Below are 20,786 nucleotides of genomic sequence, written 5' to 3'. Positions count from 1 at the left end.
CCGCGTTCAGCGGGTCTCGCCTTTGTACTTGAGCACCAGGTAGGCCGGGCCGAACAGCGGGATTTCCCGCTCGTAGGCATACGACACGACAACCTTGTCGCCGACCTTCTTGATGTCCAGGTCCTTGCCCGAAACCGACTTGAAGTCGTCGATGGCTTGCGCGCGGTCGAAGATGGCGCGCACTTCAGGCACGGTGGTGCCTTCCTTGGCCTTGTTGGCGGCCTTGTCGATGGCCTGATATTCGATCAGTGTCGGAATGACCTGCGCGATGACCACGCCCAGGCACCCCAGCACCGCGGCGACAAACACCAGGCCGATGAACGAGATGCCGCGCTGGTGCGCGGCCTTGCTGCGGATGAACCGATTTGTTCTCATGCCCTCTTACCCCTCGAACAATGCTGATTACTTATTGGAATGGACCGATGCGACCCAGATCGCCGAAGTTCATCCATACGAAGAACGCCCTGCCCACGATGTTCTTGTCCGGAACGAAGCCCCAGAAACGGGAGTCCGCCGAATTATCGCGGTTGTCGCCCATCATGAAGTAGTTGCCCGCCGGCACCTTGCAAACCACGCCTTCGACAGAGTAGCGGCAGTTTTCGCGGAATGGGAAGTCGCTTGCGCCCTGGACGAAAGCCGGACCGGCGTCGTCGTTGAGCAACCTGTGCTGCTTGCCGCCCAAGTCTTCGTTGAACTGCTTGAGCAGCCGCATCGAGTCGCCGTCGAGGTAGTCGGCCATCGGGTTCTTGGAAACCGGCTGCCCGTTGATCGTGAGCTTCTTGTTCAGGTAGGCCACCTCGTCGCCCGGAATGCCGACGACGCGCTTGATGTAGTCCATGCTGGGCTTGGGCGGGTAGCGGAACACCACCACGTCGCCGCGCGCAAGCGGGGTGCCGTCCGTGATCTTGGTATTGATGACCGGCAGGCGAAGCCCGTAGGTGAACTTGTTGACCAGGATCAGGTCGCCCGTGAGCAACGTGGGCATCATCGAACCCGACGGGATCTTGAAGGGCTCGTACAGGAACGAGCGCAGCAGGAACACCACGAGAATTACCGGGAACAGCCCGGCAGTCCAATCGAGCCACCACGGCTGCATCAGCAAGCGCTCGCTCGCCTTTGCGTCCACGGTGTCCACCTGCGTGATGCCCTGGCCCGCCAGGCGCGCGTTGCGCTCGCTCAGCGAAGACTCGAGCGCGGCCGCGGCACGCTCGCGCCTCGGCAAGAAGTAGAAGCGCTCGGCCAGCCAGTAAAGACCGGTGACCACCGTGGCGCAGAACAGGAGCAGCGCGAAGTTGCCTTCAATGGCACCAAAGTACCAGGCACCGACGTAGCCGGTGAAGGCCGCAAGGACCAGAGTAGTGATGAATGCCATTTTTGAGATCAGTCTTCGACTTGCAGAATGGCGAGGAAGGCCTCTTGCGGGACCTCGACGGAGCCGATCTGCTTCATTCTTTTCTTGCCCGCTTTCTGCTTTTCGAGCAGCTTCTTCTTGCGGGTGATGTCGCCGCCGTAGCACTTGGCAAGAACGTTCTTGCGCAGGGCCTTGATTGTCTCACGCGCAATGATGTTCACTCCGATGGCCGCCTGGATGGCAACGTCGAACATCTGGCGTGAAATGATCTCGCGCATCTTCGATACCACCGCCCGGCCGCGGTATTGCGACTGGGTGCGGTGCACGATGATCGACAGCGCATCGACCTTCTCGCCGTTCAGCAGGATGTCCACCTTGACCACGTCGGACGCGCGATATTCCTTGAACTCGTAGTCCATCGAGGCGTAGCCCCGGCTGACCGACTTCAGCTTGTCGAAGAAGTCGAGCACGATTTCGCCGAGCGGCATCTCGTAGGTCAGCATGACCTGGCGGCCGTGATACGCCATGTTCATCTGCACGCCGCGCTTCTGGTTGGCCAGCGTCATCACCGCGCCGACGTATTCCTGCGGCATGTAAAGGTGCACCGTGACGATCGGCTCGCGAATCTCGCTCATCTTGCCCACGTCGGGCATCTTGGACGGGTTCTCGACCATGATGACTTCGCCGTCGTTGCGCACCACCTGGTACACCACGCTTGGCGCAGTCGTGATCAGGTCCTGGTCGAACTCGCGCTCGAGCCGCTCCTGCACGATTTCCATGTGCAGCAGGCCCAGGAAGCCGCAGCGAAAGCCGAAGCCCAGCGCCTGGCTCACCTCGGGCTCGTAGCGCAGCGACGAATCGTTGAGCTTGAGTTTTTCGAGCGCGTCGCGAAGCGAGTCGTACTCGCTGGCTTCGGTCGGGTAGAGGCCGGCAAACACCTGTGGCTGGATTTCCTTGAAACCCGGCAGCGCCTCCGTGGCAGTGGCTGCCGCGCCGCCGGTGCCCGGCTTGATGAGCGTCACGGTGTCGCCGACCTTGGCGGCCTGCAGTTCCTTGATGCCCGCGATGATGTAGCCCACCTCGCCCGCCTCGAGCGATGCGCGCGGTTCGTTGGCCGGCGTGAACACGCCGATGTTGTCGGCGTTGTACATGGCGCCGGACGCCATCATCTTGATGCGCTCGCCCTTGACGAGCCGGCCGTCCACCACGCGCACCAGCATGACCACGCCCACGTACGGATCGAACCAGCTGTCGACGATCATCGCGCGCAGCGGGCCGTCGGGGTTGCCGCGCGGCGGCGGCATCTTGTGCACGATGGCCTCGAGGATTTCCTCGATGCCGAGCCCCGTCTTCGCGGAACACGGAATCGCGTCGGTCGCGTCGATGCCGATCACGTCCTCGACTTCCTTGCGCGCGTTGTCCGGATCTGCATTCGGCAAATCCATCTTGTTGAGCACCGGCACAACTTCCACGCCAAGGTCGAGTGCGGTGTAGCAGTTGGCCACCGTCTGCGCTTCGACACCTTGCGATGCATCGACGACGAGCAGCGCACCTTCGCATGCCGACAACGAGCGGCTCACTTCATAAGAGAAGTCGACGTGGCCCGGCGTGTCGATCAGATTGAGGTTGTAGACCTGTCCATCGAGCGCCTTGTAGTGCAACGCAGCGGTCTGCGCCTTGATGGTTATCCCACGCTCTTTTTCGATGTCCATCGAGTCGAGCACCTGCGCCTCCATCTCGCGCTCCGCGAGACCGCCGCAACGCTGGATCAAACGATCGGCGAGCGTCGACTTGCCGTGATCGATGTGCGCAATGATCGAAAAATTTCTGATGTGATTCATCAACGGGAACGCTTAAGTACTTGAATTGGCTCGTGCGCAGAGTGCGACAGGCAAGAAAAAAGGGCGCGTCTTCTGGAGACGCGCCCTGAACCAACAAGCAATGGCAACTGCAGTAGTTGGAACTTCATTGTAGGCAAAAAGGGAGGCACGTACATCCGGGGACAGGGTCGAAACGGGTCGTTGCGGGTCCACAACATGAAAGATATAAACAACTTATCCACAGGATCGGTGGAGCACTCGATGAACAACTTGTGGGCGATCTGTGGAGCAGCGGTGGACTGCTGTCTGACATCTCGCATGGTGAAGGAAATTGCCTTCCTTATGCATAGACCAAGCGCTCCAGGCTTCGTATTCTACCGAAAACCGTCCTAAGCTTGTCGAAAAGTTAGTTATCACTAACAATATTGAAGCCTGAAGACCTCCAAAAAAAATTTTTGGCCAGCCGCTGGAACGTCGCAAACACCTCAAAAAAAGGCCCCAAACCCGACTGTCGGGTGGGGCCACTTGACGACGGCGCCGTATCAGCGTGCGGGTCGAATGAGCGCATATTGCGCCCACTCGCCCCTGCGGAACAGCACGCTCAGCGGCTTGCCCTTGTCGGCCTTGGCAAGTGCGGATTCAAATTCCTTGACGCTCGTCACTTCGATGTTGCCCACCGAGAGAATTACGTCCCCCTCGCGCAGGCCGGCTCGGGCAGCGGCGTCGCTCGCGGCGTCAATGCGCACGCCGCGTACCTTGAGTTCTTTCTTCTGCGCATCGGTCAGGTCGCTAACTACCAGGCCGATCGATTTTCCGGCTGTGGAAGACGGCTTGGCCTGCGGCTCTTCGCGATCCGACTGGCGCTTGCTCGAAGGCTTTGCCTCCGGATCGCCCTCTGCAACCGTAATCGCAAGTTCACGCGAACTGCCGTTGCGGAACACGGTCAGTGTGCTTTTTACGCCCGGCTTGGTGCTGGCGACCGAACGCGAGAGATCGCTCGGCGTTTCGATGACCTTGTCGCCGTACTTGGTGATGATGTCGCCCTCCCGCACGCCGGCCTTGTCGGCCGCCGAACCCGGCACCACGCTGCTCACCACGGCGCCGCGCGCCTTGCCCAGACCAAGGGACTCGGCCACGTCCTTCGACACCGAGCCGATGGTCACGCCGATCAGGCCGCGCGAGACGCGGCCGGTAGCGCGCAACTGGTCGCTGACGCGAATGGCCTCGTCGATGGGAATCGAGAACGAAATGCCCATGTAGCCGCCCGAACGCGAGTAGATCTGGCTGTTGATGCCCACTACCTCGCCGCGCAGGTTGATCAGGGGTCCCCCAGAGTTGCCCGGGTTGATGGCAACGTCCGTCTGGATGAGCGGCACCAGGTCACCGGTGTCGCGCTGCTTCGCGCTGACGATGCCGGCGGTAACGGTGTTCTCCAGGCCGAAAGGCGAGCCGATGGCCATGACCCATTCGCCAACGCGCAGCCGCGAGATGTCGCCGACCTTCACCACCGGGAGGCCCGTCGCCTCGATCTTGACCACGGCAACGTCGCTTCGCTTGTCGGCGCCGATGAGCTTGGCCTTGAACTCACGCTTGTCGGTGAGCGTGACCAGGATTTCGGACGCATCTTCAATTACGTGGGCATTGGTCATGACATAGCCGTCGGCAGTCAGGATGAAGCCCGAGCCCACGCCGCGCGGGCGCTCTTCTTCCTGGGGCTGCTGCGGACGGTTCGGGCGCGGGCCGGGTCGCGGGTTGCCAGGCAGCGGCTGTCCGAAGAAGCGCCGGAAGAACTCCTGCATTTCCTCGTCCATTTCTCCGCCACCGCCGCTGCGGCTCGACACTTTTTCGACGGTGCGGATACCGACCACGGCTGGCCCCACCTGCTCCACGAGATCGGCGAAATCGGGCAGCCCGCGCGCTTGCGGTGTCTGGGGTGCCTGAGCGTTGGCCGACGTTGCCGGCAGGAAGCCAGCGGTGGCCGTGCACGCCAAGCCAAATGCGAAGAGATAGGAACGAAGCTTGTGTCCCTCGACTTTGAACATCATCGGTTTTCTTTCAAAAGAACAGAGCGACCAAAAGAAGAGCTATGAGTCTGTGATTCGGACTTGGTTCAGCGCCATCTGCGCACGACGGGGTTAGCGTGTGCGCGCGAGACTCTGGGCAAATGCATTGAGCGTCTGCTGGGGCACCTCGCCCACGGCAGTCAGCCACCAGTCGCTCGCCGGCTCCGGCAACCGCCGGCGAATGGCATTGGTTGCGCCAATGGTAAGCACGCCGTCGCGCGGTGCGCGCTTTTCATCGTACCGCTCGATGAAAAGCGACACCGAAGCCAGGCCATCGGAGAAGGTCCACTGAACGGTGCGGTCCTGTCCGGTCTTGTCGCTGCCTGCCGGGCGCCGATAGAAGCTCCGCGGCTTGAAACCGGCTACGGGCGTCTTGAGAACCCAGCCTTCGTCTTGCGCGTTGGTGCGCTCGAGCTCCAGCTTCTCGATGCGATAGCCGCCGGTGTTGTTCATCATCTGCGCAATGGCCTGCGCCTTCACAGGCGCATCGAGCTGCAGTTCGGAGAACGCAGACTGCTCCACCACGCGTGATTCGCCGTCCACCGTTTGCAGCTTGATGACAAGGCCGGAGCGGCGCTCGCTCCAGATGCGGTAACCGAAACGCAAGGTGTCATGCGGCACGAGCTGCACCACGTCTGCATCGAAGCCCGCCACGCGGTCCTTGCCGATCGCCCGCACATCGTAGAAGTCGCCGATTGACGAATCCGGCTTGTCGGGCAGGTTGGGAAAAATGTCGAGGTTCTCGCGCTTTTCAACCTTGACCACCTTTGCCTCTGGCAGGAAGGTCATCACATGGTGATTGCGCCTGAACGTCGAGCGCGGCGGCCCGGACAGCGCTTCGATGCGCTCGATCTGCAGGTCGCCGTCCCGCACATGCCAGATGCGAGCGCTCGACAGGTCGCCGCCAGCTGCGGACACGACAAAAGTGCCGACGTAATTGCGCTGCCTGGCTCCGGTGTGCATGCGCTGAAGCCACTCGACGACACCCATGGGCGGCGGCGCATCGCCAGTCTGCGCCGGGGCCGCCCCCTTGGCATTCACAGCGCCCGAACGAGGCTGTGCGGTCGCGACTTGCGCAAGACAAAAAGCAGCGAACACCAGCGCGAACGCGCGTGCGGAGATCGGCATCTGAACGGTCATTGAAGCGACAACGGGGCGCGCAATCAGCGCGTGGGCCCCTCGAAGGTCGCGTTGCGCAGAAAGCCCGAAGGCATTTGCGAGGCGCCGCCGGCTTGCTGGTGCGCCTCGAGCAATTGGTCAAGCCGCGGATCGCGCAGCATGACCTGCGGACTGCCGTTGCCAACCACCACGCGGGTCGGCGTGAGCGTGGTGGCGGCGGGCGCCGCGCCGTTGGTAGCGGCGGCAGCCAGCACCGAATTGGCGGCTGGCTGCTGGGACGCAATCTGGGCCCCCGATGACGAGAACCCGGCTCCGTTACCCACCAAGGTCCAACTGATCGCGGCCACTGCCACCAGAGATGCCGCACCGGCCACCAGCTTCCAGCGGAACACCGGCTCGTTGGCCGCATCGGCCTTGCGCTCCATCGTGATCACCTCGGCCGCCGTCACAGGCGCCAGGACGGGCGTCGCGACCACGGGCTCGGCGGCAAGCCGTTGCTGGAACCGGGTCAGGAAGGCATCGGTATTGCTGCAAGGCGTATGCGCGCCCGAGCGCAAGATATCGCCCACGAGGTGATAAGACCGCCAGGCACCACGCGCGTCGTCTTCAGCGCAAACGGCGTCAATTGCCCGCGCGAAGTCTTCGCCCTGCAAATGACCGTCGGCCAGTGCAGACACTTGTTCAAGAGCCGTCATCGTCTGATTCATTTCATTCACCTGCTTACCTACCAACGCTTGCCGGACTGGTTGTCCAACAGCGGTTTGACCCGGGCCGAAATGGCCTCACGCGCCCGAAAAATACGCGAGCGCACCGTGCCGATAGGGCAATCCATGACCTCGGCAATCTCTTCGTAACTCATGCCCTCGATCTCGCGCAACGTGACAGCCTGGCGCAGTTCGGGAGGGAGCGCGTCCATGGCCGCCTCGACAACGCGGGCGATTTCGTTCGCCGCCAAGACCGATTCGGGGGTTTCGTCGCTGATTGGTTCGTTTCCGGGGCGGTAAGTTTCATCGTCTTCTTCAGAAGACGGCCTCATGGCGCTTTCGGAGATGGTCGGGTCGCGCTTCATGTCGACCAGCGCCTTCTTCGCGGTGTTGACCGCGATCCGGTAGAGCCAGGTGTAGAACTGGGCGTCGCCGCGAAATTGGTGGAGCGCCCGGTAAGCGCGGATGAAGGTTTCCTGGGCGATGTCTTCGACCAGGTCGACATCGCGCACCATGCGCCCGATCAGGCGCTCGATCCGGCGCTGGTACTTAATAACCAGCAGTTCGAATGCTTTCTGGTCACCCGCAACTGTTCGCTGAACCAGTTGGAGGTCGACTTCGCCCGGGCGCGGAGCCTCGACGGACACATCGGTCAAGCCGGAGTCCGGTGGCACTGGCGGCGGAGAAGTTGTCATCGGGCAGGATCAGGGCGCATCGGCGGGCGCGGTCGCTCGCCAAGGCTCGCCGGCGGGCGACGCGGATGGGGGGCGCGAATATACCGCGCGACGCAAGTCGCGCCAGCGCGCGGGCATGGCGCGCTGCTCGATCCAAATCCATCGTGCGGCACGGCCCGGCTGAATGAGCCGGACCAGCAGCAGTGATTGAAGATCAAGCGCCACCGAAGCTCGTGCCGCCCGAACGGCTCGGCCCCTGTGCGTACCCGTCAGGGCCCATTGAAGCCCGTCGAAATGCAGCACACCGGCGCCATCGCTTCGCAGCCCAACCGCGGCCGCGACGCCCGAAAACAGCACGCTCAGGATGAGCAGCAACTGGCGCCAGCCGGCACTATCGAAGAGATAGCAGGAAAGCCCCGCGCAGCAAGCGCCCAAGGCCCATGTGGCAATCAGAATCCGGGTAGCGCCGCGCGAGCGCCCCACCGGATAGGTCACCGACGGCGCGCTGTGCATGAAAGAGCAAGGCTCAAGCGCGCTTGAACACCAGCGTGCCGTTGGTGCCGCCGAAGCCGAAGTTGTTCTTCACCGCGACATCGATCTTGAGATCGCGCGCCGCGTTGGCGCAGTAGTCGAGGTCGCACTCCGGATCCTGGTTGAAGATGTTGATGGTCGGCGGGCTCTTCTGATGGTGCAGCGCAAGCACGGTGAACACCGACTCGATGCCGCCGGCGCCGCCCAGCAAGTGGCCGGTCATCGACTTGGTCGAATTCACGACCAGCTTCTTCGCGTGGTCCCCGAAGGCAAGCTTGACCGCATTGGTCTCGTTGAGGTCGCCGATCTGCGTAGAGGTGCCGTGCGCATTCAGGTACTGCACTTCGTCGGCATTGACGCCTGCATTGGCCAGCGCCATGGTCATCGAGCGGCGCGGGCCGTCGACGTCGGGCGCGGTCATGTGGTACGCGTCGCCCGTCAGGCCGAAGCCCGCGACTTCCGCATAGATCTTGGCGCCGCGCGCCTTGGCGTGTTCGTACTCCTCGAGCACCAGCACGCCGGCGCCTTCGCCCAGCACGAACCCGTCGCGGTCCTTGTCCCACGGACGCGAAGCCGTGGCGGGATCGTCGTTGCGGGTGCTCAGTGCACGCGGCGCTGTAAAGCCGCCGATGCCGAGCGGAGAAATGGTCGACTCTGCGCCGCCCGCAATCATGACGTCGGCATCGCCGTATTCGATCATGCGTGCCGACGTGCCGATGGCGTGCAGGCCCGTGGTGCAGGCGGTCACGACGGCGATGTTCGGCCCCTTGAAGCCGTACTTGATCGAGACGTGGCCCGAGATCATGTTGATGATGGATGCAGGCACGAAGAACGGCGAAATGCGGCGAGGGCCCCGGCTCGCGTATTCGCCGTGCGTTTCTTCGATCATCGGCAGGCCGCCGATGCCCGAGCCGATGTTGCATCCGATGCGCACGGCTTCTTCATAGGACAGCGCTTCGCCGGTCGGCAGTCCGCTGTCTTGTACCGCCTGCATTGCGGCGGCAAGTCCCAGATGAATGAAGCGGTCCATGTGGCGCGCTTCTTTCTCCGAGATGTATTGGGTGATGTCGAAACCCTTCACCTCACCTGCGAACTTGCAGGCGAAGGCACTTGCATCGAAAGCGGTGATGTTCGCAATACCCGACTTCCCGGCCAACAGGTTGGCCCAGGATTCGGTTGCGGTGTTTCCGACAGGAGCGATGCAACCGAGCCCGGTCACGACGACGCGGCGTTTGGTCATGCCGGCAAACCTTTCTGGAAGCGCTGAACAGCTGCTGGCGGCGCGTACGGTGCTGAAAAGAAGCGCCGCCGGCCGTAGCAGTTGCAGCCGGCCCGATCAGGCCTTTTGATTCTTGGTGGCGTAGTCGACGGCGTTTTGCACCGTGGTGATCTTCTCGGCGTCTTCATCCGGAATTTCAATGCCGAATTCGTCTTCGAGTGCCATCACCAGTTCGACCGTGTCGAGCGAGTCCGCACCGAGGTCGGCCACGAAGGCCTTTTCGTTCGTTACTTGGGACTCTTCCACGCCGAGTTGCTCGGCGATGATTTTCTTGACACGTGCTTCGATATCGCTCATTTGGTTCCCTCTGAGGGTTGTAGGTAATCGGTGGATTTTAGCCGGGCGCATTGTGGCATTTGCCATGCGCCCGGGGCGGGGAAAGATTGCGCCTTGCGGCTATTACATGTGCATGCCGCCGTTGACGTGCAGCTCCTGCCCCGTCACATAGGAAGCTTGGGGCGACGCGAGATAGGCTACAGCATGCGCGATGTCCGCCGGCTTGCCCAGGTGGCCCAGCGGAATCTGCTGCAGCAGCGCCTGTTGCTGTGCGTCGGGCAGGCTGGCCGTCATGTCGGTTTCGATGAAGCCGGGCGCAACGCAATTGACCGTGATGTTGCGGCTACCGAGTTCACGTGCGAGTGCACGGGTCATGCCGGCCACACCAGCCTTGGCTGCCGCGTAGTTGGCCTGGCCGGCATTGCCGGAAGCGCCGACCACGCTTGTAATGCTGATGATGCGGCCATAGCGCTGCTTCATCATCGGGCGAATCACGGCGCGCGAAAGGCCGAAGACAGCCTTGAGATTGGTGTCGAGCACGGCATCCCAGTCGTCGTCCTTCATGCGCATGGCAAGCGTGTCGCGCGTGATCCCGGCGTTGTTGACCAGCACGTGAATGGCACCATAGGCCTTCACGATTTCGTCGATCAACGCTTCGACGGCTGCGCCGTCGTTCACGTCGAGTGCACGGCCTCGGCCATCGAAGGCGCTGAGCGCCGAAGTGATCTTTGCGGCGCCGTCTTCGGTGGTGCCGGTGCCGACCACCTTCAGGCCGCGCTGCGCCAGTTCGAGCGCGATTGCAGCGCCAATGCCGCGGGACGCGCCGGTGACCAGGGCGACTTGCCCTTCGAATTTGGGAATGCTCATAAAAGAAGTATCCGGGCCTTTCGCCGTTCAGGCGGCGAGCAGTTGACGGGTGTCCGCGAGCGTTGCCGGGTCGTAAACCGATGCGGCTTCGAGCTCGGGGGCGATGCGCTTGGCCATTCCGGCCAGCACCTTGCCAGGCCCGCACTCGATGATGGCGGCTACACCGCGCAGTTTCAAGGCCTGAACGCTCTCAACCCATCGAACCGGGCCGGCGGCTTGGCGCACCAGGGCTTCGCGGATGCGGGCCGGGTCGGTTTCGACAGCCACGTCGATATTGTTGAGCACAGGGATTTGCGGCGCCGCAAGCGTGACGGTGCTGAGCTTTTCGCGCAGGGCTTCGGCCGCAGGCTTCATCAGGCTCGAGTGAAACGGCGCCGACACGGGCAACAGCAGCGCACGCTTGGCGCCGTTGGCCTTGAGCAGTTCGCATGCCTTGTCGACGGCTGCCTTGCTGCCCGCGATCACGGTTTGCATCGGATCGTTGAAATTCACCGCCTCGACGATCTCGGTGCTCCCTGCACCGAAGGAAGCGGTAGCTTCCGCACAACCCGTGACGACCTTGCCGGATTCCATGCCGAGCACGGCCGCCATTGCGCCGACGCCCACCGGTACCGCCTGCTGCATGGCTCGGGCACGAAAACGCACCAGCGGCGCAGCTTGCGCCAGCGTGAGCACGCCAGACGCCACCAGCGCGGAATACTCGCCCAGCGAATGCCCCGCCACGACGGAAGGGGCTGCGCCGCCTTCGGCCAGCCATGCACGCCAGGCAGCCACGCCAGCCACCAGCATCACCGGCTGGGTGTTGGTGGTAAGCGCCAGCTCTTCCTTGGGGCCGTTCTTGATCAGCGCGGCGATGTCTTCGCCCAGTGCCTCGGAGGCCTCGCGCAGGGTTTCAATCACGGCCGGATGGTCGCCCCAGGCGTCCAGCATGCCGACGGCTTGCGAGCCCTGCCCGGGAAAAACAAAAGCGAAGGATTTCATTGTTCTATGTGTCGATGTCGCACTGCAGCCCCTAGGCCATCGCAGCGCTACAGATTCAATAGCACCGCACCCCAGGTGAAGCCGCCGCCCACGCCTTCAAGCATGAGGGTCTCGCCCTTTTTCACCTTGCCAGACCGAACGGCTTCATCGAGCGCCAACGGAATCGAGGCGGCCGAGGTATTGCCGTGCTCATTGACCGTGACAATGAGCTTCTCGCGTGGAAGCTTCAGCTTCTTGGCTGTGCCTTCCATGATGCGGATGTTGGCCTGGTGCGGAATGAGCCAGTCGATGTCGGCGTCGGTCTTGCCGGCTTTTGCAAGCGTGGCGCGCGCAGCCTCTTCGAGCACGCGCACGGCAAGCTTGAACACGGCCTGGCCGTCCATGTGCAGCAGGGGCGTCCCCAGCACATTGCCGCCCGAAACATGGCCCGGCACGCAAAGAATGCCGACATGCTTGCCGTCGGCATGCAGATCGCTTGCCAGAATGCCGGGTTCTTCGCTCGCCTCGAGCACAACAGCACCGGCGCCGTCGCCGAACAGCACGCAGGTGGTGCGGTCGTTGAAATCGAGAATGCGCGAAAACACTTCAGCGCCGACCACCAGCGCGCAGCGCGCGGTGCCGGTGCGAATCATGGCGTCAGCCACGGTCAGCGCGTAGACAAAGCCGCTGCAAACCGCCTGGACGTCGAACGCCGGGCAACCAGCAATGCCCAGCTTGTTCTGGAGAATGGCGGCCGACGACGGAAACACCATGTCTGGCGTCGACGTGGCGACAATGATCAGGTCGATCTCTTCCGCCTTGCGCCCGGCCGCCTCGAGTGCGTTGCGGGCGGCTTCAAGACCGAGGTCGCTGCTCGTTACCTCGGGCGCGGCAAAGTGGCGCGCATGGATGCCGGTGCGCTCGACGATCCACTGATCCGAAGTTTCAATGCCGCGCGTTGCCAGTTCTTTGGCAAGGTCGTCGTTGGTCACCCGGCGCGGAGGCAGATAGCTGCCGGTGCCGGTGATGCGTGAAAAAGGGCTCATCAAACGTGAAGGGCCGTCGCGTCCGTTGGCACCGCTGGTTCCTGCCGCGCAAGTAATGGCGCGGCGTGGGCAATGCGGGCCCGCACGCGATCGAGCAGGTTGTTGCGAGCGGCATCATAAGCGCGATCCAGCGCATGACCGAAAGCCACTTCGTCAGCCGAGCCATGGCTCTTGAAAACCAGCCCGCGGAGTCCCAGCAGGGCAGCACCGTTGTATCGACGATGATCTAGGCGGTTTTTAAACGCTTTTAGCACCGGATAGGCAACGATTGCCGCTGCTTTGGTCAAAATGCTCCGCGAAAACTCGACGCGGATGAACTCGCCGATCATCGACGCGACACCCTCGCTCGCCTTCAGTGCCACATTTCCGACGAAACCGTCACAAACGACGATGTCGGTGGTTCCCTTGAAAATATCGTTCCCTTCCACGTTTCCGTAGAAATTCAGATCTTTCGAGTTAGCCGCGGTACGCAGCAGTTGGCTGGCTTTCTTGATCGTTTCGCTGCCTTTGATCGCTTCTTCCCCCACGTTCAGCAAACCAACGGAAGGTGAATCGTTGCCCGTGAGCGCCGATACAAGCGCCGAACCGAGCACGGCAAACTGCAACAAGTCTTCAGCGTCGCAGTCGACATTCGCGCCCAGGTCGAGCACGGTCGTAGCGCCGCCCTTGATGTTCGGCAGCTGCGGCGCAATCGCGGGGCGATCGATGCCGTCAAGCGTTTTGAGCAGGTAGCGTGCAATTGCCATCAATGCGCCGGTGTTGCCGGCCGAAATGGCTGCTTGGGCGGCACCGTCCTTGACCTGCTGGATCGCGATGCGCATGGAAGAGTCCTTCTTCTTGCGTAACGCGATTTCCACAGGGTCGTCCATGCCCACCACTTCGCTGGCGGCAACGATGCGCGCTCTGGGATGCTCGCCGAAGCCGGCCAATGCAGCGGGCGCGCCCACGAGCAACAGCGATGCTTCTGCATGCCGATCGAGAAAGGCGCGGCAGGCCGCTAGCGTAACGCGCGGCCCGTGGTCGCCACCCATGCAATCCACGGCAAGCGTGATTGCAGCGGGTGCGGCGGCAGATTCTGGGAAGGAAGACGTAACCATCAAAACAAAGGCCCGACGCTACAGCAAAAGTAGCTTCGGGCCTTGGCCTTGGGATGCGAAATCAGGCTTCAGACTTGTTCTTGAGGACCTGACGGCCACGGTAGAAGCCGTTCGGGCTGATGTGGTGACGCAGGTGCGTTTCACCGGTGGTCGGTTCCACGGCAATGCCGGGCACGACCAGCGCATTGTGGGAACGGTGCATGCCGCGCTTGGAAGGCGACTTCTTGTTTTGCTGGACGGCCATGATGGCTCCTGGACTGTTAGGTGAGTGATTGGATGCGCTCTCTTGCGGTGGCAATACAGGGGCATGTATGGAATGCCTTGAACTGTCTTGCTGCTCACGGCGGCGCGCGCGAAGCCCATGATTATAGCCCAGCCTGCGAGAAAGGGCTACTTGCCCTCTTCCGGCTTGCGCGAACGCAACGCGCCAAGCACCGCGAACGGGTTGGGCTTGGCCTCTTCCGCAGCCTTGAAGTCCTCGTCGCTGGACGAAAGCTGGATTGGCGTGGGGCACACCTCGTGAACGGGCATGACGGGAATTTCCATCAAAAGCTCATCCTCGATCAGGGTATGGAGGTCGAAATCGCGGCTGACGACCAGCAAGTCTTCGTCCGACTCGTCATCCTCGGCATCGGCCGTGGCTTCGTCGGCCACAAAACGGAACCATCGGTCAGATGCAACAAGCGTATCCACCGGCGCCAGGCAACGTTGGCAAACCAGGGGAACGGTTGTTTCGGCCGCCAAGTGCAGCCAAGGCTCGGCCTTTCCGTCAGCGCCGGCGCGCTGTTCGCCGATCGCCTCCCAGTGCACCAGGGAATCTGTGGCAGGCGAGGCCAGTTCTTGTGTCAGCCGGGGGTAGCTCGAAACCGCTTCGTCGGCCGAAAGCACGGCGGCTTCGGCGGCAAAGGCGGCCACGTCGAGCCGCTGGGGAACAAATTCTCTCTTCATCCGCACCAGTCTAGCGCGCCAGCCAAGGGAATTGGCGCGGCGCGGTCAAAGGCATTTGCAGAGGTCACGCACAATCGTTGCCATGCAACGCCCTTTGATTCTTGCCTCGACCTCGCGTTACCGGCGCGAGCTGCTGACCCGCCTTCATTTGCCTTTCGATGTGCAGCCGCCGGAAGTCGACGAAACCGCGCTTCCCGGCGAAACCCCGCGCGAATTGGCCGAACGCCTGGCACTGGAAAAGGCCCGAGCAGTTGCCGCCCGTTTTCCTGAGGCCGTGGTGATCGGCTCGGATCAGGTGGCGGATCTTGCCGGAGAGGCGCTGGGCAAGCCCGGCGACCATGCACGTGCTACTGCGCAATTGCGCAAGATGCGCGGCCAGACACTCATATTCCAGACCGCGGTGGCCGTCGTGTGCCAAGCCACAGGATTTGCCGAACGCGACCTGGCGCCGGTCCGGGTTGTTTTCCGCGAACTCAGCGACGCGGCCATCGAGCGATACCTGCAGGCCGAAAAGCCCTACGACTGCGCGGGCAGCGCCAAGAGCGAAGGGCTCGGCATTGCGCTGCTGAGCGCGATCGACAGCGACGACCCCACCGCCCTGGTCGGCCTGCCGCTGATCCGCACCTGCCGCATGCTGCGTTCAGCCGGGATCGAATTGCTGTGACCCCCGGCAAGCTCTATCTCGTTCCCGCGCCGCTCGATTTCGGCTGCGACACCCAGGCGCCGCTCCAGGACGCCCTGCCCCTCGGCACGCTTCAGGCCGCTGCCGGCATCACCCACTGGATCTGCGAAAACGCCAAGTCCGCGCGCGCCTACCTCAAGCGGATCGACGCCGTCGTCCCTCTGGCCGCGCCGCTGCAGGCGCAGGACATCCGCGAATTGCCGCGTGAAGTGCACAAGAAGGGCGACCACGCAGGCCAGTTCGATGCCCGGCCTTTGCTGGCAGCCGCACTCGAGGGCCACGACATCGGCCTGCTCAGCGAAGCCGGCATGCCGGCGGTGGCCGACCCAGGCTCTTCGGTGGCGCGTGCTGCGCACGACCTGGGCATTTCCGTGGTGCCGCTCACCGGCCCGGTTTCGCTGCTGCTGGCACTGGCCGCGAGCGGCCTCAACGGCCAGAACTTCGCTTTCGTCGGATACCTGCCGCAGGATTCGGGCGAGCGCCAAAGCCGCATCCGCGAACTCGAGGCGCTGGCGCTCAAGACTGGCCAGACGCAGTTGTTCATTGAAACCCCCTACCGCAACGCCGCGCTGCACCAGGCGCTGGTTCAAACGCTGCAGCACAACACCCGCCTTGCCGTGGCACGCGGCCTGACGCTAGCGACCGCCCATGTGCGCAGCGAAACGGTGAAAGCCTGGCGCGCCAAGGCGCCCGGCGCCGCTACAGACGAACGGCTGCCCGCGGTATTTGCGATCGGACGTTGAAGATGGTGGTAACCGCCGGCACCCGCTGGGCCTCGCGCGTGCAGTTTTTTTCTTCGGGCTTCATCTTCGCGACCTGGGGCGTGCATGTCCCGACGGTCAAGGCGCACTACGGCATCGACGAAGCCCAACTCGGGCTCGCAATGCTCGCGGCCGGTGCCGGAGCCATGTTCGGCCTGACCAGCGCCGGTCGCTGGATCGGTCGCCACGGCCCACGGCGCATGGCGGGTGTCTGCGGTTGTGTCTACGCCCTGCTGCTGGCCGGGCTGATTGCCATGCCCGGCTACCTCGCCTTGCTGGCGCTGCTGGCGGCTTTCGGCCTTGTCACCAGCGTATTCGACGTGGCAATCAACACCGAGGCGGCGCAACTTGAATTGCATGGCGGCAAGCCGCTGATGAGCGGAATGCACGGCATGTTCAGCCTGGGCGGCATGGCCGGCGCAGCGAGCGGCAGCGCGGCACTGGCGGCCGGGCTCGGTGCGCAGGCGCACCTCCTGTGGGTCGCGGCGGCCATGACGCTTGCCGTGGCCGTGTCTGCGATGCACATGCTGCCCAATCCACCCGCCGCCAGCGATGCAGCGCCCGTGGACCGCAAGTTCCGGCTACCCCGCGGCGCACTTGCCGTGCTTGGCGTGCTGGCCGCCCTGGGCCTGATTGCAGAAGGCGCCATCTACGACTGGAGCGTGCTCTACATGCAGCAGGAACTCGGCAGCCCGCAAAAGCAGGCCGCGCTGGCCTACGCGAGCTTCTCGGCGGCCATGGCCGCTGCGCGTTTCGGCGGTGACGCCATGCGTGCCCGCTTTTCACCAGCTGCGTTGCTGCTCGGCAGCGGAGCGCTCGCGGCAGCCGCCATGACGCTGGTGCTGCTGACCGACCAACCCTGGCTCGCGCTGATCGGCTTTGCCGGCGTGGGCGTTGGTTTTGCAAACGTGGTGCCAATTCTGTTCGGCGCCTCGGCGCGCGTGCCAGGCGTAGAACCCGCCACCGGCATTGCCGCCGTCTCGGCCGTGGCTTACCTCGGCTTCATGGCCGGCCCGGCAGTCATCGGCCTGCTGGCGCGGGCGAGTTCGCTCACGGCCGCGCTTTATGTGGTGGTGGTTTTTGCAGTGGCATTGGCCGCGTCGGCCCGCTTCACGGGCAGCGGCGACCAGGCTTGACTGAGCCTGCCGACGGGTTGACTAGCGCAGTGCCGGCGTGACGGTCTGCAGCGAGCGCACGGTGGCATCGCCCATCGCTGCACCGAATTTCTTGGCAAGCTTTTCGGCTACGTTGTCACGCCGCGTGTAATCGGTCACCTCTTCCGCCTTGATGACCTCGCGCGCGACGTAGTCGACGTTGCCCAGCTGGTCGGCCAGGCCGAATTCCACGGCCTGCTCGCCGCTCCAGAACAGGCCGCTGAAAAGGCCCGGGGTATCGAGCTTGAGCCGATCGCCGCGCCCGGCCTTCACCACGTTGATGAACTGCTGGTGAATCTGGTTCAGCATGGTCTGGGCATGCGCGCGCTGCGCATCGCTCATTGGGCTGAACGGGTCGAGGAAGCCCTTGTTCTCCCCGGCCGTCAGCAGCCGGCGCTCCACGCCAACCTTGTCCATCACGCCGGTAAATCCGAAACCGTCCATCAGCACGCCGATGCTGCCAACGATGCTGGCCTTGTCGACGAAGATCTTGTCGGTGGCCGCCGCAATGTAGTAGGCGGCCGAGGCGCAGGTTTCTTCAACCACCGCGTACACCGGCTTCTTGTGCTTGGCCTTCAGGCGCTTGATTTCGTCACTGATGATGCCGGCCTGCACGGGGCTTCCACCGGGCGAATTGATGAGCAGCACAATGCCCTTGGCGCCCTCGTCCTCAAAGGCCGTCTTCATTGCGGCAACGACGAATTCCGCGCTGGCGTCGCCGCCGTTGGCAATTTCGCCCTTGATCTCGACGACAGCCGTGTGGGCAGTGGTCTTGGCAGTGCTCGGCGTGCTGCGCGACATTGCGAGCCACACCAGGAAAATGAAAAACGCAAGCCACGAAAGGCGAACGAAGGTCTTCCAGCGGCGCGCGGCCTTCTGTTCGTTCAAGGAAGCGAAGGCGAGCTTCTCGAGCGTTGCACGCTCCCATCCGGGACGCTGCGTGGGGTCTTTGGCCATGTTTTTCGGCGCGCCCTGCGAGGACGCAATGGGAGTGGCCGGCTCAAAAGGATCAAAACCTTCAGGTTCCGTGCGGTTCGGGTCGGTCATTGTCAAAAGGTCAGGGGATGGAGGTTCCAGGCAGTATGCCAGTGCACCACGCCGTCACGTTCGCTGAGGGCGATCTTCACCAGGCCGCCGCGGCACGGGCCACCGGCGCATTCGCCTGTGTCCGGCTTGTAGACCGCGCCGTGCGTGGCGCAGAGCAGCCACTGGCCGCTATCGTCGAAGAAGCGGTCGGGCTGGAAATCCATTTCCATGGCCACGTGGCTGCATCGGTTCAGGTAGGCGTGCAGCTGCCCTTCAAAGCGCACCGCGAAGGCGCGGCAGGTTTCGCCGGCGTACACCACGTCGAAAGGCACGGCAAGGCTGCCCTCGACCAAGTCCGATGCATTGCAAAGGGGAATCGGCTCTTCTTCGCTCATGACGGGATTTTCAGTCAGGCGTTGTCCAGGAGCCACGCCTCGAGGCTGGCCACCGAATGGGCAACGAACAGCGGCTTCAGCTCGTCGAAGCTTTCGGGCTCGTGTGCGCCGTAGCTCACGCCCACGCTCGCGCAACCGGCGTTGAGCGCCAGCTGCAGGTCGTGCGTGGTGTCGCCGATCATCAGGGTGCGTTCGGCTGGCACATCGAGCTCTTCCATCAGTTCCAGCAGCATGCGCGGATGCGGCTTGCCGAATGTCTCGTCGGCGGTGCGCGAAGCGTCGAAACGGTCTCGCAGGGCGACAGTCTTCAGCGCCTCGTTCAGTCCGCGGCGCGATTTGCCGGTAGCCACGGCAAGCTTGTGCCCGCGTGCCCGCAGGGCGTCGATCATCTGGAGCACGCCGTCGAACAGCACGAGGTCGTCCTGGTGCTGCAAGTAGTGGTAGCGGTAGCGCGCGCCGAGCTCGGCATATTTTTCTTTCGGCACATCGGGCGCCGCACGCGCCAGGGCCTCGGCCAAGCCAAGTCCGATGACCCAGGCGGCATCGTTTTCGCTCGGCTTGGCGCCGCCGACGTCGATCACCGCCGCCTGGATGCAGCGCACGATGAGCCGGGTGGAGTCGTAAAGCGTGCCGTCCCAATCGAAGGCGATCAGGTCGAAGCGCAGGGGGCGGGAAGAATCAGTCATTGGCCGTGGGAGTGGGGTGTTGGTCAAGCGCCTCGAGCGCCTGGGGCGGCATCAAGGCATGCAGTTCGGGCGGCAGGCCGGCTTGCAGCGCCACGCGCTCCCCGGTCGCAGGATGGTTGAACTGCAAGCGCCAGGCGTGCAGAAACATGCGCTTGAGGCCGAGTTTTTGCAGCGCGCGCTGACGTTCGAACTCGCCATACTTGTCGTCGCCCGCAATCGGATGGCCAGCCGAAGCAAGGTGCACGCGAATCTGATGCGTGCGGCCTGTCTTGATGGTGACGGCCAGCAATGACAGAGGCGGGGCATCGCCCGGCAGCGTGAGCCGCGCCAGCACACGCACCAATGTTACGGCGCGCATGGCATCGGGATGGTCCTTGGCAACCACGCGCACGCGGCGCTCGCCCGAGCCTGCGCCGTCGCCTGGCAGCAGGTATTTGGCAAGCGGCGCATCCAGTACCTTCTTGTTGGCGGGCCAGGCGCCCTCGACCAGCGCGAGATAAGTCTTGCCCGTTTCTCGTTCGCGGAACTGGTCTTGCAGGGCCACGAGCGCGCTGCGTTTCTTTGCCACCAGCAAAATGCCGGAGGTCTCGCGGTCGAGCCGGTGCACGAGCTCCAGAAACTTCGCGGCCGGGCGGGCGGTTCGCAGTTGCTCGATCACGCCAAAGCTCACCCCGCTGCCGCCATGCACCGCTACGCCGGCCGGCTTGTCGATGGCAAGCACCGCATCGTCCTCCAGCAGCACCGGAAATTCGCGTGCCGGTGCCGGCGGCGTGGCGCCTTCTTCGGCGCGGGCAGATATGCGCACCGGTGGCAGCCGCAGCACGTCGCCCACCTCGATACGGGTTTCAGCCTGCGCCCGCCCCTTGTTGATGCGCACCTCGCCCGACCGGATGATCCGGTAGACGTGTGTCTTGGGCACGCCTTTCAGGTGCCGAAACAGGAAGTTGTCGAGCCGCTGGCCCGCGGATTCTGCATCCACGGTAATGAATTTGATGGAGGCGTGCGGCGCCCCCGCACCCTCCGCGGCTTTTTGAGCTGCGGGATCGGGAACTGCGGGATTTGGAGCGGCCGCGGGGCTTCGCTTCGCACCTATAATGTTTTTCACCAGCGCGGTCGTGTAAGTGCTTGATTAGACAGAAGTTTAGATCACTGCAGTCAAACGCCCAGGACAACGCTGCGAGGTCGATGCCGCTTTGGCGCCGAGACTGCAAACCCCGCGCAATTGCGCAAAGTGGCAGGCCCTGCGCCCAAGTCAAGCCGACACCCACGAAACACCGATACGGAATACCCAGCCTGCAGCTTCCAAGCTGCCGGCGGATCGAAGCGAGTCCCTTGTGTTGATGCTGC

General features: G+C 63.4%; 23 protein-coding genes. 3 read left to right on the top strand and 20 right to left on the bottom strand.

The features are described from left to right. Positions 1-6 precede the first annotated feature (6 nt). The 16 genes from J2X67_RS02250 to J2X67_RS02175 form a co-directional block, all read right to left on the bottom strand. Positions 7-375: a DUF4845 domain-containing protein gene (locus J2X67_RS02250; RefSeq protein WP_309950108.1), complete on the bottom strand. Its 369-nt coding sequence runs from the start codon at positions 373-375 to the stop codon at positions 7-9. A 31-nt stretch (positions 376-406) separates the two neighbouring features. Then, positions 407-1,372, bottom strand: a complete 966-nt coding sequence (gene lepB / locus J2X67_RS02245) for a signal peptidase I (protein ID WP_309950105.1) — start codon at positions 1,370-1,372, stop codon at positions 407-409. A gap of 8 nt (positions 1,373-1,380) precedes the next feature. Beyond that, complete coding sequence (gene lepA, locus J2X67_RS02240; protein WP_126745754.1) at positions 1,381-3,192, bottom strand: translation elongation factor 4; 1,812 nt, start codon at positions 3,190-3,192, stop codon at positions 1,381-1,383. A gap of 521 nt (positions 3,193-3,713) precedes the next feature. Continuing rightward, positions 3,714-5,216 carry a DegQ family serine endoprotease gene (locus J2X67_RS02235; RefSeq protein WP_309950102.1) on the bottom strand — a complete coding sequence of 501 codons (1,503 nt, stop codon included), beginning with the start codon at positions 5,214-5,216 and terminating at the stop codon, positions 3,714-3,716. A 90-nt stretch (positions 5,217-5,306) separates the two neighbouring features. Beyond that, the gene (locus tag J2X67_RS02230; RefSeq protein WP_309950100.1) at positions 5,307-6,374 is read right to left on the bottom strand and encodes a MucB/RseB C-terminal domain-containing protein; all 1,068 of its coding nucleotides are present in this window, start codon (positions 6,372-6,374) and stop codon (positions 5,307-5,309) included. 23 nt (positions 6,375-6,397) lie between these two features. Beyond that, positions 6,398-7,048, bottom strand: coding sequence for a sigma-E factor negative regulatory protein (locus tag J2X67_RS02225; RefSeq protein WP_409050455.1), 651 nt, complete (start codon positions 7,046-7,048; stop codon positions 6,398-6,400). Between the two features lie 29 nt (positions 7,049-7,077). Then, positions 7,078-7,752, bottom strand: a complete 675-nt coding sequence (gene rpoE / locus J2X67_RS02220; protein WP_309950094.1) for an RNA polymerase sigma factor RpoE — start codon at positions 7,750-7,752, stop codon at positions 7,078-7,080. A gap of 9 nt (positions 7,753-7,761) precedes the next feature. After that, the gene (locus J2X67_RS02215) at positions 7,762-8,244 is read right to left on the bottom strand and encodes a hypothetical protein (protein ID WP_309950091.1); all 483 of its coding nucleotides are present in this window, start codon (positions 8,242-8,244) and stop codon (positions 7,762-7,764) included. A gap of 13 nt (positions 8,245-8,257) precedes the next feature. Then, the gene (gene fabF / locus J2X67_RS02210) at positions 8,258-9,502 is read right to left on the bottom strand and encodes a beta-ketoacyl-ACP synthase II (protein WP_309950089.1); all 1,245 of its coding nucleotides are present in this window, start codon (positions 9,500-9,502) and stop codon (positions 8,258-8,260) included. Positions 9,503-9,598: 96 nt separating this feature from the next. Beyond that, a complete protein-coding gene (gene acpP, locus J2X67_RS02205) occupies positions 9,599-9,838 on the bottom strand; it encodes an acyl carrier protein (RefSeq protein WP_007830471.1) in 240 nt (79 codons plus the stop codon). Between the two features lie 102 nt (positions 9,839-9,940). Next, positions 9,941-10,684: a 3-oxoacyl-ACP reductase FabG gene (fabG, locus tag J2X67_RS02200; protein ID WP_309950087.1), complete on the bottom strand. Its 744-nt coding sequence runs from the start codon at positions 10,682-10,684 to the stop codon at positions 9,941-9,943. A gap of 27 nt (positions 10,685-10,711) precedes the next feature. Further along, the gene (gene fabD / locus J2X67_RS02195; protein ID WP_309950086.1) at positions 10,712-11,665 is read right to left on the bottom strand and encodes an ACP S-malonyltransferase; all 954 of its coding nucleotides are present in this window, start codon (positions 11,663-11,665) and stop codon (positions 10,712-10,714) included. A 47-nt stretch (positions 11,666-11,712) separates the two neighbouring features. Beyond that, entirely contained in the window at positions 11,713-12,690 is a 978-nt protein-coding gene (locus tag J2X67_RS02190; RefSeq protein ID WP_309950085.1) for a beta-ketoacyl-ACP synthase III, read from the bottom strand. Beyond that, entirely contained in the window at positions 12,690-13,787 is a 1,098-nt protein-coding gene (plsX, locus tag J2X67_RS02185) for a phosphate acyltransferase PlsX (protein WP_309950083.1), read from the bottom strand. The genes J2X67_RS02190 and plsX overlap by 1 nt, the downstream gene beginning before the upstream one ends. A gap of 61 nt (positions 13,788-13,848) precedes the next feature. Next, a complete protein-coding gene (gene rpmF / locus J2X67_RS02180; RefSeq protein ID WP_007830466.1) occupies positions 13,849-14,031 on the bottom strand; it encodes a 50S ribosomal protein L32 in 183 nt (60 codons plus the stop codon). A 146-nt stretch (positions 14,032-14,177) separates the two neighbouring features. Beyond that, positions 14,178-14,735, bottom strand: a complete 558-nt coding sequence (locus J2X67_RS02175; RefSeq protein ID WP_309950082.1) for a DUF177 domain-containing protein — start codon at positions 14,733-14,735, stop codon at positions 14,178-14,180. A gap of 82 nt (positions 14,736-14,817) precedes the next feature. Between J2X67_RS02175 and J2X67_RS02170 the strand changes: the two genes are divergently transcribed. The 3 genes from J2X67_RS02170 to J2X67_RS02160 are packed head-to-tail and all read left to right on the top strand — an operon-like array spanning position 14,818 to position 17,314. Beyond that, positions 14,818-15,399, top strand: a complete 582-nt coding sequence (locus J2X67_RS02170; protein WP_309950081.1) for a Maf family nucleotide pyrophosphatase — start codon at positions 14,818-14,820, stop codon at positions 15,397-15,399. Continuing rightward, on the top strand, positions 15,396-16,160 hold the full coding sequence (locus J2X67_RS02165; RefSeq protein ID WP_309950080.1) for an SAM-dependent methyltransferase: 765 nt from the start codon (positions 15,396-15,398) through the stop codon (positions 16,158-16,160). The genes J2X67_RS02170 and J2X67_RS02165 overlap by 4 nt, the downstream gene beginning before the upstream one ends. 2 nt (positions 16,161-16,162) lie before the next feature. Continuing rightward, positions 16,163-17,314, top strand: coding sequence for an MFS transporter (locus tag J2X67_RS02160; protein ID WP_309950078.1), 1,152 nt, complete (start codon positions 16,163-16,165; stop codon positions 17,312-17,314). Between the two features lie 21 nt (positions 17,315-17,335). Here J2X67_RS02160 and J2X67_RS02155 read toward each other — a convergent pair whose 3' ends face one another. The 4 genes from J2X67_RS02155 to J2X67_RS02140 are packed head-to-tail and all read right to left on the bottom strand — an operon-like array spanning position 17,336 to position 20,544. Further along, entirely contained in the window at positions 17,336-18,379 is a 1,044-nt protein-coding gene (locus J2X67_RS02155; protein WP_309950077.1) for a S49 family peptidase, read from the bottom strand. Positions 18,380-18,381: 2 nt separating this feature from the next. Continuing rightward, a complete protein-coding gene (locus tag J2X67_RS02150) occupies positions 18,382-18,753 on the bottom strand; it encodes a Rieske 2Fe-2S domain-containing protein (protein WP_309950075.1) in 372 nt (123 codons plus the stop codon). Positions 18,754-18,767: 14 nt separating this feature from the next. Then, positions 18,768-19,439 (bottom strand): HAD-IA family hydrolase, encoded by a 672-nt coding sequence (locus J2X67_RS02145; protein WP_309950073.1) that lies wholly within the window; start codon positions 19,437-19,439, stop codon positions 18,768-18,770. Beyond that, positions 19,432-20,544: an RluA family pseudouridine synthase gene (locus J2X67_RS02140; protein ID WP_309950070.1), complete on the bottom strand. Its 1,113-nt coding sequence runs from the start codon at positions 20,542-20,544 to the stop codon at positions 19,432-19,434. The genes J2X67_RS02145 and J2X67_RS02140 overlap by 8 nt, the downstream gene beginning before the upstream one ends. Positions 20,545-20,786 lie beyond the last annotated feature (242 nt).

Source organism: Variovorax sp. 3319 (assembly GCF_031456585.1).
Lineage (GTDB): Bacteria > Pseudomonadota > Gammaproteobacteria > Burkholderiales > Burkholderiaceae_C > Variovorax > Variovorax paradoxus_P.
Note: the sequence above shows the minus strand (reverse complement) of the source record. Positions and strands in the feature narration are given on the sequence as shown.

Bases quoted from the DNA above. Each gene is read 5' to 3' on its own strand.
- lepA (WP_126745754.1), bottom strand. From the start codon at position 3,192: ATGAATCACATCAGAAATTTTTCGATCATTGCGCACATCGATCACGGC.
- J2X67_RS02235 (WP_309950102.1), bottom strand. From the start codon at position 5,216: ATGATGTTCAAAGTCGAGGGACACAAGCTTCGTTCCTATCTCTTCGCA.
- acpP (WP_007830471.1), bottom strand. From the start codon at position 9,838: ATGAGCGATATCGAAGCACGTGTCAAGAAAATCATCGCCGAGCAACTC.
- fabF (WP_309950089.1), bottom strand. From the start codon at position 9,502: ATGACCAAACGCCGCGTCGTCGTGACCGGGCTCGGTTGCATCGCTCCT.
- plsX (WP_309950083.1), bottom strand. From the start codon at position 13,787: ATGGTTACGTCTTCCTTCCCAGAATCTGCCGCCGCACCCGCTGCAATC.
- fabG (WP_309950087.1), bottom strand. From the start codon at position 10,684: ATGAGCATTCCCAAATTCGAAGGGCAAGTCGCCCTGGTCACCGGCGCG.
- J2X67_RS02170 (WP_309950081.1), top strand. From the start codon at position 14,818: ATGCAACGCCCTTTGATTCTTGCCTCGACCTCGCGTTACCGGCGCGAG.
- J2X67_RS02175 (WP_309950082.1), bottom strand. From the start codon at position 14,735: ATGAAGAGAGAATTTGTTCCCCAGCGGCTCGACGTGGCCGCCTTTGCC.
- J2X67_RS02250 (WP_309950108.1), bottom strand. From the start codon at position 375: ATGAGAACAAATCGGTTCATCCGCAGCAAGGCCGCGCACCAGCGCGGC.
- rpmF (WP_007830466.1), bottom strand. From the start codon at position 14,031: ATGGCCGTCCAGCAAAACAAGAAGTCGCCTTCCAAGCGCGGCATGCAC.
- J2X67_RS02215 (WP_309950091.1), bottom strand. From the start codon at position 8,244: ATGCACAGCGCGCCGTCGGTGACCTATCCGGTGGGGCGCTCGCGCGGC.
- J2X67_RS02230 (WP_309950100.1), bottom strand. From the start codon at position 6,374: ATGACCGTTCAGATGCCGATCTCCGCACGCGCGTTCGCGCTGGTGTTC.
- lepB (WP_309950105.1), bottom strand. From the start codon at position 1,372: ATGGCATTCATCACTACTCTGGTCCTTGCGGCCTTCACCGGCTACGTC.
- J2X67_RS02150 (WP_309950075.1), bottom strand. From the start codon at position 18,753: ATGAGCGAAGAAGAGCCGATTCCCCTTTGCAATGCATCGGACTTGGTC.
- rpoE (WP_309950094.1), bottom strand. From the start codon at position 7,752: ATGACAACTTCTCCGCCGCCAGTGCCACCGGACTCCGGCTTGACCGAT.
- J2X67_RS02160 (WP_309950078.1), top strand. From the start codon at position 16,163: ATGGTGGTAACCGCCGGCACCCGCTGGGCCTCGCGCGTGCAGTTTTTT.
- J2X67_RS02145 (WP_309950073.1), bottom strand. From the start codon at position 19,439: ATGACTGATTCTTCCCGCCCCCTGCGCTTCGACCTGATCGCCTTCGAT.
- J2X67_RS02155 (WP_309950077.1), bottom strand. From the start codon at position 18,379: ATGACCGACCCGAACCGCACGGAACCTGAAGGTTTTGATCCTTTTGAG.
- fabD (WP_309950086.1), bottom strand. From the start codon at position 11,665: ATGAAATCCTTCGCTTTTGTTTTTCCCGGGCAGGGCTCGCAAGCCGTC.
- J2X67_RS02190 (WP_309950085.1), bottom strand. From the start codon at position 12,690: ATGAGCCCTTTTTCACGCATCACCGGCACCGGCAGCTATCTGCCTCCG.
- J2X67_RS02225 (WP_409050455.1), bottom strand. From the start codon at position 7,048: ATGACGGCTCTTGAACAAGTGTCTGCACTGGCCGACGGTCATTTGCAG.